Raw genomic sequence first — 13,168 nt, forward strand, 5'->3', positions numbered from 1 at the left:
GCAGTCGGAGCGGGCCACGATTCGAGTTAGGTGAACAGGTGCTGGTAGCTGGTCGGGTCCCCTGTTCCGGTCGCGGCCCCGCGGGCGTGGGTTTCGGTCACGCGCAGCAGCCACCGGCTGGCGTGGGCTCCACGGCAGCCGCGGTTCCAGCGGGCGCGGCAGTACCGATCTGGACCACGGCGGGCTCAGGGGCGCAGCAGCCTCCGCCGTCCGTCTCTGCCGTGACGGGGGCGTCGAAGAGTCCGGCGCCGCCGCAGACTCCGGTATCGGGGAGGGTGAGCTCGACGCGGTCGGCGGCTTCGAGGTCTCCGGCGAGAGCAGCGGCAACGGAGCGGACCTGCTCGTAGCCCGTCATGGCGAGGAAGGTGGGGGCGCGGCCGTAGGACTTCATGCCCACGAGGTAGATCCCGGTCTCCGGGTGGGAGAGCTCGCGGTGGCCGTGCGGATAGACCGTGCCGCAGGAGTGCTGGTTCGGGTCGATGAGCGGAGCCAGCTCCACCGGTGCCTGGAGGCGCTCGTCCAGGCCGAGGCGGAGCTCGGACAGGAAGGACAGGTCGGGGCGCAGGCCGGTCAGGACGATGACCTCGTCCACCGGGTCGAGCCGGCGTCCGTCCTCGGCCACCAGTGTCAGGCGCTCGTCGTCACCGCGCTCGATGACTTCCGTGCGGAAGCCGGTGACGGCATCGGCGTGTCCGGCGTCGACGGCTGCCTTGGCCGCCAGGCCCAGGGCGCCGCGGGCGGGGAGCTGGTCGGCGCTTCCGCCGCCGAAGGTGGAACCGCTGATTCCACGGCGCAGGATCCAGACGGAGTGGGTGCCTGGCTCGTCCTTCGCTACGTCGGCGAGCGAGGCGAGCGCGGTGAAGGCGGAGGCTCCTGAGCCGATGACGGCGGTGCGCTTGCCGGCGTACCGGGTGCGGACGGCGGGGTCCTTGAGGTCGGGGATGCGGTAGGAGATGCGCGCGGAGGCGGCGGACTCGCCGAGGGCGGGAAGCCCGTCGGCACCGATGGGGCTGGGCGTGGTCCAGGTGCCGGAGGCGTCGATCACGGCCCGGGCGAGAATCCGCTCTTCCGTACTGTCCACGCCCTTGATGCGGATGGTGAAGGGCTGCTGCTCCCGGCCCGCGTCCACGATGCGGTCGCGGCCGAGGCGGGAGACGCCGGTGACGGTCGTGTCGTAGCGGACCTTGTCGCCGAGGACGTCGGCGAGCGGCTGGAGGTACTTCTCCGCCCAGTCCGTGCCGGAGGGATAGGTGCCGCCGTCGGGCGCGGTCCAGCCGGTGGGGGACAGGAGCTTCTCGGCGGCCGGGTCCACGAGCTCGGACCACGTCGAGAACAGCCGTACGTGCCCCCACTCGCGTACCGCGCTGCCCGCTGCGGGGCCGGACTCCAGGACCAGGAACTCCATGCCGCGCCCGGCGAGATGAGCGGCGGCAGCAAGGCCGGCGGGGCCCGCTCCGATCACCACGGTGGGCAGGGCGGTGGTGGGCGCGTTCACGGCGACTCCCCAGTTGTTTCGACGTCTGTCAATAACTTGCGCCGCCAGCATGACACCTGTATTGATGGCCGTCAACTTAGACATTCATCGAACTCGCGGTGATGTGAGTGAGCGGCGGAGCAATTCGATGTTGTGGTGATCGGTGGTGGCCGGTCCGGCCTTGCCGCCGCCGAAACTCTGGCGCGGGAGGGCCTTCAGCCGGGGGTGGTCGTGTGGGCCGGCGGCACCCGCGAGAAGGCCGACACCGTGCTGCTGGCCACCGGGTACCGGCCCGGCCTGGGCTGTCTCAAGGCCCTCGATGCCCTGGACGCCGGCGGCATGCCGCTGCACAGTGGCGGGCTGTCCTTGACTCATCCAGGCCTTGTCTGCCTGGGTCTGGAATCTCAGCGGTCCTTCGCCTCCGACACCCTGCGGGGCGTGAGTCGCGATGCCGAACACGTCGTCGCGCCCTTGATTGCCCAATGCGCAAGGCGCCGATCGCCGCCGGTCTCTGAGTGATCGGCCCGCCGGGACGTGGGCGGGGCGGAGGCGGGGTGGCCCTTGCCCCGCCCGCCCCCGGGTCATCTGCGGGGGCGCAGGTTGCCAGTCCTCGCTCCCTGATTCGATGTGTGTCAACATAGGTGTATGTCGAGTATCAGGTCGTTGCCCGTGCTGGAGCCGGTCGTGCCGTGCTGCCCGCCGCTGACCGAACGGCCCTTGAGCGCGGAGGAGGCCGAGCGAACGGCGAAGATGTTCAAGGCGCTCGGCGACCCTGTCAGGCTGCGCCTGTTCTCCGCTGTCGCTTCGCACGAGGGCGGGGAGGCGTGCGTCTGCGACATCTCCGACGTGGGCGTCTCCCAGCCGACGGTCTCCCACCATCTGAAGAAGCTGAGGGAAGCGGGCCTGCTCACCTCCGAGCGGCGCGGGACGTGGGTCTACTACCGAGTGGAGCCTTCCGTCCTCGCGGCCATGGGGCAACTGTTGTCTGCCGCCGCCTGACGCCCTGAGGAGCCGTCACCCTCGCGCATGCGGGCTTCCCGCAGCTGACCGGGCCGTACTCGCCTCCCGACCCGCCCGGCATGACGCTGTTCAGTACCAGTCCGGCCAGCCTCGCCTGCGACTGATGGCGGACGACAGCATTGACACGTTCCGCGGTTGCACCGCGGCGCGATGTCCTTCGCAGAGGGTTGCTCCGCGGGCATGCGGAACTCCAGCAGTCATGGGGGCGGGCTGCCGGAGCTGCCTGAGCACGAGGCCCTGGAACAACTCGCGGCTTTCAGCGTCTTGGCGCGCTGGGTGGACAGCGCGGCCCTCGACACACCCCTCAGTCCGATCGCGGAGGCGTCAGCGCAGCAGTGCGGCGATCTCGCGGGCGGCGTCCCGGGCGGGGCGGCCGACGCCGATCAGGGTCGCCGAGGCGGGCCCCGTCCAGTCGCCGTAACCGAGGAGGTGCAGGCGAGGTTCGTCGACGGCCCGGGTGCCGTGGGCGGGGATATGGCCACGTTCGCCTCGCAGGCCGAGCGGGGCGAGGTGGGACAGTGCGGGGCGAAAGCCCGTGCACCAGATCACCGCTTCAACCCGTGCTCGCGTCCCACCCGCCCACGCCACTTGGTCCTCGGTGAGGCGGGCGAACATCGGCTGGGCTTTGAGGAGGCCGGCATCCCGTGCGGCGCGGACCGGTGCGACGGCGACGACGTCGCCGAGGGAGGCGACGCCTCCCGTGTCGGTGTTCCCCGTGTCCAACGCTCTGCGGCGGGCGGTCGCGGCGTCGAAGAGAGCGCGGCCGTCGATGTCGTCGGCCAGGAAACGTACGGGCCGTCGGGTGACCCAGGTCAGGTCGGTGTGTGGTGCGAGGTCGGCGGCGATCTGTGCTCCGGAGTTGCCTCCACCGACCACGACGACCCGCTGTCCCGCGAACTCGTCAGGGTTCCGGTACTGCACGGTGTGCAGCTGACGGCCGGTGAAGACCTCGCGGCCGGGTACGGCAGGGAGAAAGGGCCGCCACCATGTTCCGGTCGCCGAGACGACCGCACGGGTGGACCAGACACACGCGTCCGTCTCCACCCGCAGCCGCTCACCGTCACGGCGTACAGCCTTCACCTGGACCGGTCGCTGGACCGGCAGGGCGTAGCGCTCCTCGTACGCGGTCAGGTACTGGACGACGTGATGCGCGTCCGGATACTCCGCCCCGTCCTGGGCGGGCATCAGCCAGCCCGGCAGGGAGGAGTACGCGGCCGGGGAGAACAGGCGGAGCGAGTCCCATGTGTGCTGCCACGCGCCGCCCGGTGAGGGCTGGGCATCGAGGATGACGAAGCCGAGGTTCTGGCGGCGCAGATGGTAGCCGGTGGCGAGTCCCGCTTGGCCGCCACCGATCACCACCACATCCACCGCGCGTGTCACCGGGTCACCCCCGGGGCAACGTCGGGCGTCTCGGCTCCCACCCCACCCCCGAGCGGCACAGCCTCCGCCGTCGGGCGGACGGTGAAGCGGGCCGTCGGACGGACGTCGGGACGCGGGCGGGAACCGAGGTGGTGCATCAGTGCTGCGTGGTGCTGGTGGTGATCGCGGACGGGGCGAACTTCTTGCGCCAGGCCAGGGCCACGTAGACGAGGGCGATCAGGACGGGGACCTCGATGAGCGGGCCGACGACGCCGGAGAGGGCCTGGCCGGAGGTGACACCGAAGGTGGCGATGGCCACGGCGATGGCCAGCTCGAAGTTGTTCCCGGCGGCGGTGAAGGCCAGCGTCGTGGTGCGGTCGTAGGCCAGGCCGATGGCCTTGCCGATCAGGAAGCTGCCGAAGAACATGATCGCGAAGTACACGAGGAGCGGGAGCGCGATCCGGACGACGTCCAGCGGCTGCGAGGTGATCGTCTTCCCCTGGAGGGCGAAGAGGATGATGATCGTGAAGAGCAGGCCGTAGAGGGCCCAGGGGCCGATCTTCGGCAGGAACGTCGCCTCGTAGGACTCGCGGCCCATCTTCTTCTCGCCGAGGCGGCGGGTGAGGAAGCCGGCGAGCAGGGGCACGCCCAGGAAGATGACGACGTTGAGGGCGATCTTCCACATGGAGATGTCGAGCGTCTCGCCGTCGCCGAGGCCGAGCCATCCGGGCAGCAGGTCGAGGTAGAGCCATCCGAGCAGGCCGAACGCGATGACCTGGAAGACGGAGTTGAGGGCCACCAGGACGGCTGCGGCTTCGCGGTCGCCGCAGGCGAGGTCGTTCCAGATGATGACCATGGCGATGCAGCGGGCGAGGCCGACGATGATCAGGCCGGTGCGGTACTCGGGCAGGTCCGGCAGGAAGATCCAGGCCAGCGCGAACATGACGGCCGGGCCGATGATCCAGTTGATGACCAGCGAGGAGATCATCAGCTTGCGATCGCCGGTGACGGCGTCGAGCTTGTCGTAGCGGACCTTGGCCAGGACCGGGTACATCATGATCAGCAGGCCCACGGCGATCGGCAGCGAGATGCCGCCGACCTCCACCTTCGCCAGTGCGTCGTTCAGGCCCGGGATCAGCCGGCCGAGACCGAGGCCGAGAGCCATGGCCAGGAGGATCCAGACGGCGAGGAAGCGGTCCAGGGTGGACAGCTTCTGCACGACCGAGGGTTCCTCGGTCGTCGCGGGTGCTTGCGTGGGGGTCACGGACAGGCCCTCTTGTTCTCGGCGGCGGTACGGGCGGACTCGGCCAGGTCGGCGAACTGGCCGGCGAGCTGGGCGATGACGTCCGGGCGGAGCTTGTAGTACGTGAATCGGCCGCACGGTTCGGTCTCCACGACCCCGGCCTCGCGCAGGACCCTCAGGTGGTTGGAGAGGTTGGTCTGCTTCGCACCGGTCTCCTCCACCAGGTGGGTGGTGCACAGCGTCTCGCGGGCGAGCAGGGTCACGATCCGGAGCCGGAGCGGATCGCCCAGCACCCGGATCAGTTCAGTGTCGACTGACGTCATCATGGACTGATACTCTCACATCAGTGGCTACTGACGCCACCGGGTGCTGATGTCATGTGTGCCTGATTCGACTGTGTGACGAGAGAGACCTCCTGATGTCCGAGAAGCCCTCTGTTCTGTTCGTCTGTGTCCACAACGCCGGCCGCTCCCAGATGGCAGCCGCCTGGCTCACCCACCTCGCCGGGGACCGCGTCGAGGTCCGCTCCGCCGGGTCCAACCCCGGTGACGCGGTGAACCCGGCCGCCGTCGAGGCGATGGCCGAGGTCGGCATCGACATCTCCGCCGAACAGCCGAAGGTCCTCACGGTCGACGCGGTCAAGGAGTCGGACGTCTGCATCACGATGGGCTGCGGCGACACCTGCCCCGTCTTCCCCGGCAAGCGCTACCTCGACTGGAAGCTGGAAGACCCGGCCGGTCAGGGCGTGGCAGCGGTGCGCCCGATCCGCGACGAGATCAAGGTCATGGTCGAGGGCCTGATCAAGGAGATCGCGCCGGAGACGTCCAAGTGAGCGCCGACACGGAGATCCGCAACGTCATCGTCATCGGCTCCGGCCCCGCCGGATACACCGCGGCGCTCTACACGGCGCGTGCCGACCTCGAGCCGCTGGTCTTCGAAGGCTCGGTGACCGCGGGCGGCGCGCTCATGAACACCACGGAGGTCGAGAACTTCCCCGGCTTCCCCGAGGGCATCGTCGGCCCGGACCTCATGGACAGCATGCGGGCCCAGGCGACACGGTTCGGCGCCGAGCTGGTCCCGGACGACATCGTCGCCGTCGACCTGACGGGCGACATCAAGACGGTCACCGACAGCAGCGGCGGGGTCCACAAGGCCCGCGCCGTGATCGTGACCACCGGATCGCAGCATCGGAAGCTGAACCTGGAGCGGGAGGACGAACTGTCGGGACGCGGGGTCTCCTACTGCGCGACCTGTGACGGGTTCTTCTTCCGGGACCGCGACATCGTGGTCGTCGGCGGCGGGGACACCTCGATGGAGGAGGCCACCTTCCTCACCCGGTTCGCCCGTTCCGTCACGGTCGTCCACCGCCGCAGTGCGCTGCGGGCGTCCCAGGTCATGCAGAGCCGCGCATTCGCCGACGACAAGATCTCCTTCGCCTTCGACAGCGAGATCGCGGAGATCAAGGAGGAGGGCGGCGCGCTGTCCGGCCTCGTCCTGCGTGACACGGTCAGTGGCCGGACGCGCGGCCTCGATGTCACCGGCCTGTTCGTCGCGATCGGCCATGATCCGCGCACGGAGCTCTTCGCCGGTCAGCTGGACCTGGACGACGAGGGATACCTGAAGGTGGAGGCCCCCTCGACCCGTACGAACGTCCCTGGCGTGTTCGGAGCGGGAGACGTGGTCGACCACACGTACCGCCAGGCGATCACCGCTGCCGGTTCGGGATGCGCCGCAGCCCTGGACGCCGAGCGCTACCTCGCGGCCCTCACCGACACCGAGGCGGTCGCGGAGCCCGGGAAGACCCCGGCAGCCGTCTGAGCGTCCCGGCGGAACGACTCCGACCGCGATCCTCGGGAAAGCCTTCGGCCCGGCGAGCGAGAAGTGTGCGAGGCCGACGTCACGCCGCGTCCTGCCGCAGTCGACCCCACGGTGTCGGAAGACGACATACCGACGTCTTTCCCGCCCGGCGGCGTGCTTACCATTGCACGGATGGCATCCAGCCCCGGCCTCCGTTTCGCCTGCCAGTGGAGATGCCGCCGAGTCGCCTGGTCACGCGAGGACGCGGAGCCCTCGGGTGCCCGGGAGGCGCAGAGAATCGGAGTGAGGCATGCAGAGGCGGGCACTGCTGGGTCGTGAGACGGAGCGTCGCGCGCTGGCTGCCCTGGTCGAGCAGGGCGCCACCGGGTCGGGCGGCGCGACGGTGATCACCGGTGAGCCGGGGATCGGCAAGTCGGCGCTGGTCGCAGAGGCCGCAGCCGCGGCAGCGCGCGGCGGTACCCATGTGATCACTGCTGTGGGGGTCCAGTCGGAGGAGAACCTGCCCTGTGCCGGCCTGCACCAGCTGGTTCACCAGCTGCGAGACGGAATCGACGACTTGCCGGAGCGTCAGCGTACTGCGCTGCTCGCAGCCGTCGGGCTCGTCGACGAGACCGTCCACGATCTGTACCTCGTCGGCCTGGCCGCGCTGACCTTGCTGACGGACGCGGCAGCGCAGGCGCCGCTGCTGGTGGTCGTCGAGGACGCCCACTGGATGGACCACGCCAGCCTCGATGTGCTCGGGTTCGTGGCGCGGCGGATCGAGTCCGACCCCCTTGTCCTGGTCGCCGTCACCCGGCGCCTCGACGACCGCCTCAGCAGCGCCGGCCTGCCTGTGCTGCACCTGGGTCCGCTGACGGATGAGGTGTCGGGTGCGGTGTTGGACGCGGTGGCCCCCGGCCTGGGGCAGCAGGTCAGGCGGCGGCTGCTGGAGGAGTCCGCCGGGAACCCGTTGGCGCTGACCGAGCTGCCGGTCGCGCTGCAGGCGGTCGGCGGGGCGTACGCGCTCAACCCGGGTCCGTTGCCGCTGACCGCACGGCTGGAGAGGACCTTCACGGCACGGATCTCCCGCCTTCCGGCCGACGCCCATACGGTTCTGCTCCTCTCGGCCCTCAACGGTGACGGAACGATGGACGAATGCCTCGCCGCGGCGACCCGGATGCTCGGAACGGTGGTCGACGTCGCCGCTCTCGAGGCAGCGATCGACGCGGGTCTGGTGGAGAACCAGGGGCTGGCCTTCAGGCACCCGCTCATCCGCTCGGCGATCTACCACGCCGCTACCGCGGCGGAACGACGGGCCGCACACGCCGCTCTGGCCGCCGCGCTCCAGGGGCTGCCCGATCGACAGGCATGGCACCGTGCCGCCGCCACCGCGGGCCCCGACGAACGAGTAGCACGGGATCTGGACTCCACTGCCGGCAGAGCCCTGCGGCGAGGTGGTGTCGCCGCAGCCCTTGCCGCGCTGAGGCGGGCGACGGAGCTGACGAAGGACCCGTCCGCGCGGGCAGACCGGCTGCTCCGGGCGGCGGAGCTCGCGTTGGAGTCGGGCCAAGGAGACATCGCGGCACATCTGCTGGCCCAGGCGCGCTCACTGGACCTCTCAATCCGGGACCAAGGCCGCGCGGCCTGGGTCAGCATCGCTCTGGCCGAGGGGACACGGGGCGAGGGCGCCGCGACCGCCGAACTCGCCGAGCTGGCGGTCGAGATCGCCGCTGGAGGCGAACCGGCACTCGGACTGCGCATGCTGTGGGGCGCGGTCCTGCAATGTTTCTGGGGAGAGCCAGGGCCGGCCGCCCGCAAGCGGGTCGCGGCTGCCGCCGATCGGATGCCCGTGCATGCCGACAACGCCGACCTGGTGGCTCTGCGGGCGTACTCAGCCCCGGTCGAGCGCGGGGGAGGGGTGATGGAAGGCCTGGCGGGGCAGATGGAGCGCTCGTCCGAGAACCCAGAAGGGGACCAGCTCCTGGGAGCCGCCGCCGTGACGGTGGGTGCTCCGGCCCTGGCAAGCCGGCTGGCGGCGAGGTCGCTGGACGCCCTGCGAGCGCAAGGCAGGCTGTCGATGCTGGCCCGCGCTCTCTGCGTCCAGGCGGGGAGCGCAGCACGGCTGGGTGACGTACGCGCTGGGCACCTCGCCGCGGAGGAGGCCGCGTCACTGGCCCGCGAGACCGGTCAGCCTCTCGTGCACGCGATGGTGAACGCCATCCGCGCGCAACTGGCCGCCGTCAGCGGCGACCCGGCGTCGGAGGCGTGGGCGTCGGAAGCCGAGCGCGCGGCCCTTCCCAGCGGAGGACGCCCGGTGCTGGCCATCGTGCAGATGGCCCGCGGGCAGGCGGCGCTCTGCCAAGGGCGCTACGGCGACGCGTACGGGCACCTGCACCGTGTCTTCGACCCGGCTGACTCCGCCTTCCATCCCTGGTTGCGCTTCTACGCGGTCGCGGAGCTGGTCGAGGCGGCCGTGCGCAGCGAATCCCGGGAGGTGGCGCGCGACGTCGTGCGGGAGCTGACCCCGCTCGGGAAAGTGACTTCTTCGCCGGCCCTGCTCTGCGGATTGCGACTTGGCCAAGCTCTGCTGAGCCCGCAGGATGCCGCCGAGCCGCTCTACAGGGCGGCCCTCCACGCCGTACCCAGAGAGTGGCCGTTCGAGCGGGCGCGGGCGTGCCTCGCCCTGGGCGAGTGGCTGCGGCGGCACCGGCGGCCCGCGGAGTCCCGCGCCTCCCTGCAAGCCGCGCGCGAGATCTTCGACGCCCTCGGCGCGTCGGCATGGGCTGAGCGGGCACGGCAGGAGCTGCGAGCCGCGGGCGCGTCCTCCCCTCGCCAGGATCCGGCTGCGGTGGACCAGCTGACCTCCACCGAGCTGCATGTCGCCCAGCTCGCCGCGCAGGGCCTGACGAACCGGGAGATCGGCGAGCGGTTGTACGTCTCGCCCAGGACGGTGAGCACCCATCTCCAGCGGATGTTCCCCAAACTGGGGGTGACGTCCCGCGGCGAGCTCGCCGCGGTGCTGGGCGGCACGGTGACGTACGCCGAAGACGCGGCACGGTGACGTACGCCGAAGACGCGGCGTCATGACGTACGCGGAAGACGTAGTCCGACGGACGCGGTCTCCCCTGCTCGTTTCCTAGGTTTGGGCCATGCCCGGTTCGTACACGGCGGACGGGCGGGAAGGCACACCATGGGAACCATTACCGTCGGAGCCGAGGGCTCGACCAGCATCGAGCTCTACTACGAGGACCACGGGGCGGGGCAGCCGGTCGTCCTGATCCACGGCTACCCGCTGGACGGGCAGTCGTGGGAGAAGCAGACCGATGCTCTGGTCAAGGCCGGTTACCGCGTCATCACCTACGACCGCCGTGGCTTCGGCCGGTCGAGCAAGACCATGACGGGCTACGACTACGACACCTTCGCCGCCGACCTGGACACCGTCCTCACGCAGCTGGATCTGCGTGACGTGGTTCTCGTCGGGTTCTCGATGGGCTCGGGCGAGGTCGCTCGCTACCTCGGCGTCCACGGCTCGCAGCGGGTGGCGAAGGCGGCGTTTCTCGGTTCGCTCCAGCCGTTCCTGTTGCAGACGCCGGACAACCCCGCCGGTGTGCCGCAGAGCGTCTTCGACGGCATTGCGGAGCAGGCGGAGGCCGACCGCTACGCCTGGTACGAGAGCTTCTTCGTCGACTTCTTCAACACCGACGAGACGCTCGGGACGCGGCTCAGCGAGGCCGCGCTGCGGGCGAACTGGGCCACCGCCATCGGCTCGGCGCCCATGGCGGCGTACGCGTGCGTCCCGGCGTGGCTGACGGACTTCCGGGCCGACGTGGAGCGCATCGATGTGCCGTCGCTGATCCTGCACGGGACCGCCGACCGCATCCTGCCGATCGACGCCACAGCCCGCGAGTTCCGCCGCCGCCTGCCCGACGCGCGATACGTCGAGATCGACGGCGCTCCGCACGGGCTGCTGCTCACCCACGCAGCCGAGGTCAACGCCGCTCTGATCGACTTCCTCACCACCTGAAAGCCGGCGTCTTTCCCCCTTGTAAGGAGCAGGTGTGTGTCAGCTGTTCTCCGCGCACGTAGGTGAGCACGCCACGGACACTCGAACAGGATTGGGCGCCTCTCATGAACGGGATCATGGATACGGGGGCCGCTGCCCTCGCTCCGACTTCGTCGCAGGCCCGTCACCTCGCATCGGACCCCGACCCTGACTGCGACGCCTTCATCAAGGACATCTACGACCAGTACGGGTCTCTGCTCGTCCGATATGCCGCGCGGCTGCTGGATGGTGACTGGCACAAAGGGGAGGACATCTTCCAGGAGACGGCGGCCCGCGCCTGGAAGCACGCCCGCTTCCTGGGCAGCCGCCACGAGAGCCTTCGACCGTGGTTGTTCACCGTGACGAGGAATCTCGTCATCGACCACTTCCGGGCACGCCAGGTCAGGCCGCTGGAGCTCATGTCCGTAGAGGACCTGGACACATCCAGCGACAGCACGGCATCCACGATCGACTCCCATGTGGTGGTGCAGGCCCTGGGGGAGCTGAACGAGCAGCAGCAAACCGTCATCCGCCTCATGTACTACCTGGAATGCAGCGTGAATCAGGCTGCCGAGCACCTCGGCATACCGCCCGGCACCGTCAAAAGCCGTGCTTTCTATGCCACGCGGGCGTTGCGCAAGGTGCTGGAGAAGCAGGGGATCCTGGGGGTGTAGCCCGCCGCGAGGCCACGTGCACGCCGGACCCCTTCCACGGCCCCGTATGCCGGTGGCATGGTCTTCAGCGGGGCCTGTGGTCCAAGCCGGGAAGCACCACGCACGTGAAGTACGAGCGCAGGTACGCCGTGTCGGGGCCTGCCCCTGTCACTGCCCGCTGGGACAGCATCGAGCCGAGCAGGCCGTCTGCTCCCGCCCTCACGGCGACTTCGTCCAGATCGCCCGCGAGGGTGCCGGTGTCGACGGCGTCGATGTGGATGCGTCCGCTCTGCTCAAGGGCCGCTGCCACCAGATGCGTCTCGTGGTGCCATCGGCGGTGGAGAATCGCTTTGCTCGCGCGCGCCTTCGAGCGCACTTCGTCCATCGTCGCGCTTCGAAGCCCACCTCTTCGAGCAGTTCTCGACCGCTGCGCATATGACGCGCCGGCGCTCTTCGCCCAGCCGGGACGGGACTGGAGCGGACGAGCTGCACCCACGGCGGACTCCCCCCGTTCCTAGCCTCGGGCTCATCGACGCCCCACAGAAGCGAGCGGCGCACGTTCCTATCCAACGGCAGTCGTCGACGTCCGCGACCAGGACGTCGGCGCCTTACACGAAAGGACGGCACTCCTGTGCTGGCTATCAACAACCCCCTGCCGGAGCACGACCGCGAAACCGCGGGTGCGGCGCTGCAGGCGACCCTGACCGACCTTCTCGATCTGTCCCTGGTGGCCAAGCAGGCCCATTGGAATGTGTACGGCCCGCGCTTCCGCTCGGTTCACGTCCAGCTCGACGAGGCCGCCACCGTCGCCCGGAACCACGCCGACACGGTGGCCGAACGCGCGGCCGCCCTGGGCGTCAGCCCGGACGGACGGGCCGGAACCATAGCGGGTACCAGCGGTGTGCCCGCCTTCCCGTCAGGCTGGACCAAGGACAGCGACGCCGTGGAGGCCTTGGTGCACGCGCTATCCGCGGTGACCGGAAGACTGCGTGAGCGCATCGCCGAGATCGGCCCGGTGGATGTGGTCACTGAGGACCTCCTCATCGGACTCACGGCTGATCTGGAGCAGCAGAGCTGGATGTTCCAGGCGGAGAACCGGGGCTGATCAGTCCCCGGTTCCTGCGATGCGCTCTCCGTCCTGCGCTCCTCGTGCCGGGCGGAGAGCGCGTCGCGGACGGTCACTCTCCCTCGCGGAGAAGCACGAGCTGGCCTTCGACGTGCTCAGTGACATCGGTTCCGACACCGCCAAGCAGTAGGGACTGGCCTTCGACCTGCCCGACGACCTGGCTGCCGTCTACGAAGGCTTCCACATCTACCCGCAGCGTGTGAACGCCGGCCACTCCCGTACCCTGCCGCTGCCCGCGACGTACGTCACCGACCGTGACGGCACCATCGGGTGGGCCTTCGTCACCACCGACCACACCACCAGGGCCGAACCCGCCGACATCCTCGACGCGCTCGACATCCTCGACGCGCTCGATCGGGCCCCGCGCCGGCCGTAAGCATTTCGTCATCAGTCCTGGACGGCCGTGGGCCGCCGTCACCCCGTTGAATGGGGGCGGGAAGTTCCTACGTGAAGG

The 13,168-nt window shown here is 69.9% G+C and carries 13 protein-coding genes and 2 pseudogenes; 10 read left to right on the plus strand and 5 right to left on the minus strand.

Translation table 11 applies throughout. The features are described from left to right. Positions 1 to 97: 97 nt before the first annotated feature. Entirely contained in the window at positions 98 to 1,495 is a 1,398-nt protein-coding gene (locus tag ABZ154_RS19610) for an NAD(P)-binding domain-containing protein (RefSeq protein ID WP_356834228.1), read from the minus strand. A 132-nt stretch (positions 1,496 to 1,627) separates the two neighbouring features. Between ABZ154_RS19610 and ABZ154_RS19615 the strand changes: the two genes are divergently transcribed. The 3 genes and pseudogenes from ABZ154_RS19615 to ABZ154_RS19625 form a co-directional block, all read left to right on the plus strand. Further along, entirely contained in the window at positions 1,628 to 1,993 is a 366-nt protein-coding gene (locus ABZ154_RS19615) for a hypothetical protein (RefSeq protein ID WP_356834230.1), read from the plus strand. A gap of 126 nt (positions 1,994 to 2,119) precedes the next feature. Further along, positions 2,120 to 2,473 (plus strand): metalloregulator ArsR/SmtB family transcription factor, encoded by a 354-nt coding sequence (locus ABZ154_RS19620; RefSeq protein ID WP_356834232.1) that lies wholly within the window; start codon positions 2,120 to 2,122, stop codon positions 2,471 to 2,473. A gap of 171 nt (positions 2,474 to 2,644) precedes the next feature. Further along, a pseudogene (locus ABZ154_RS19625) lies at positions 2,645 to 2,761 on the plus strand (hypothetical protein); the annotation flags it as partial. Positions 2,762 to 2,818: 57 nt separating this feature from the next. On the opposite strand, the gene ABZ154_RS19630 reads toward ABZ154_RS19625, so the two are convergent. The 3 genes from ABZ154_RS19630 to ABZ154_RS19640 all read right to left on the minus strand — a co-directional run bounded on the left by ABZ154_RS19630 (position 2,819) and on the right by ABZ154_RS19640 (position 5,422). Next, positions 2,819 to 3,874 carry an ArsO family NAD(P)H-dependent flavin-containing monooxygenase gene (locus ABZ154_RS19630; RefSeq protein WP_356834234.1) on the minus strand — a complete coding sequence of 352 codons (1,056 nt, stop codon included), beginning with the start codon at positions 3,872 to 3,874 and terminating at the stop codon, positions 2,819 to 2,821. Positions 3,875 to 4,010: 136 nt separating this feature from the next. Further along, entirely contained in the window at positions 4,011 to 5,117 is a 1,107-nt protein-coding gene (gene arsB / locus ABZ154_RS19635) for an ACR3 family arsenite efflux transporter (protein ID WP_356834236.1), read from the minus strand. Continuing rightward, positions 5,114 to 5,422, minus strand: a complete 309-nt coding sequence (locus ABZ154_RS19640; RefSeq protein ID WP_062189842.1) for a metalloregulator ArsR/SmtB family transcription factor — start codon at positions 5,420 to 5,422, stop codon at positions 5,114 to 5,116. The genes arsB and ABZ154_RS19640 overlap by 4 nt, the downstream gene beginning before the upstream one ends. Positions 5,423 to 5,514: 92 nt before the next feature. Here ABZ154_RS19640 and ABZ154_RS19645 point away from each other — a divergent pair, with 92 nt between their 5' ends. The 5 genes from ABZ154_RS19645 (at position 5,515) to ABZ154_RS19665 (ending at position 11,609) form a co-directional block, all read left to right on the plus strand. Continuing rightward, positions 5,515 to 5,928: an arsenate reductase ArsC gene (locus tag ABZ154_RS19645; protein ID WP_356834238.1), complete on the plus strand. Its 414-nt coding sequence runs from the start codon at positions 5,515 to 5,517 to the stop codon at positions 5,926 to 5,928. After that, positions 5,925 to 6,914 (plus strand): thioredoxin-disulfide reductase, encoded by a 990-nt coding sequence (gene trxB / locus ABZ154_RS19650; protein ID WP_356834240.1) that lies wholly within the window; start codon positions 5,925 to 5,927, stop codon positions 6,912 to 6,914. The genes ABZ154_RS19645 and trxB overlap by 4 nt, the downstream gene beginning before the upstream one ends. Before the next feature lie 289 nt (positions 6,915 to 7,203). Beyond that, complete coding sequence (locus ABZ154_RS19655) at positions 7,204 to 9,954, plus strand: AAA family ATPase (RefSeq protein WP_356834242.1); 2,751 nt, start codon at positions 7,204 to 7,206, stop codon at positions 9,952 to 9,954. Positions 9,955 to 10,083: 129 nt separating this feature from the next. Beyond that, the gene (locus ABZ154_RS19660; protein ID WP_356834244.1) at positions 10,084 to 10,917 is read left to right on the plus strand and encodes an alpha/beta hydrolase; all 834 of its coding nucleotides are present in this window, start codon (positions 10,084 to 10,086) and stop codon (positions 10,915 to 10,917) included. Between the two features lie 104 nt (positions 10,918 to 11,021). Continuing rightward, positions 11,022 to 11,609: a sigma-70 family RNA polymerase sigma factor gene (locus ABZ154_RS19665; RefSeq protein WP_356834246.1), complete on the plus strand. Its 588-nt coding sequence runs from the start codon at positions 11,022 to 11,024 to the stop codon at positions 11,607 to 11,609. A 64-nt stretch (positions 11,610 to 11,673) separates the two neighbouring features. Here the strand turns inward: ABZ154_RS19665 and ABZ154_RS19670 are convergent, their stop codons facing one another. Continuing rightward, positions 11,674 to 11,973, minus strand: a complete 300-nt coding sequence (locus ABZ154_RS19670) for a hypothetical protein (protein ID WP_356834248.1) — start codon at positions 11,971 to 11,973, stop codon at positions 11,674 to 11,676. A 246-nt stretch (positions 11,974 to 12,219) separates the two neighbouring features. Here ABZ154_RS19670 and ABZ154_RS19675 point away from each other — a divergent pair, with 246 nt between their 5' ends. Further along, positions 12,220 to 12,693 carry a DNA starvation/stationary phase protection protein gene (locus tag ABZ154_RS19675; protein ID WP_356834250.1) on the plus strand — a complete coding sequence of 158 codons (474 nt, stop codon included), beginning with the start codon at positions 12,220 to 12,222 and terminating at the stop codon, positions 12,691 to 12,693. Between the two features lie 73 nt (positions 12,694 to 12,766). After that, positions 12,767 to 13,090, plus strand: a pseudogene (locus tag ABZ154_RS19680) (AhpC/TSA family protein); the annotation flags it as partial. Between the last annotated feature and the right edge of the window lie 78 nt (positions 13,091 to 13,168).

Source organism: Streptomyces sp. NPDC006261, from assembly GCF_040613515.1.
Classification (GTDB): Bacteria; Actinomycetota; Actinomycetes; order Streptomycetales; family Streptomycetaceae; genus Streptomyces.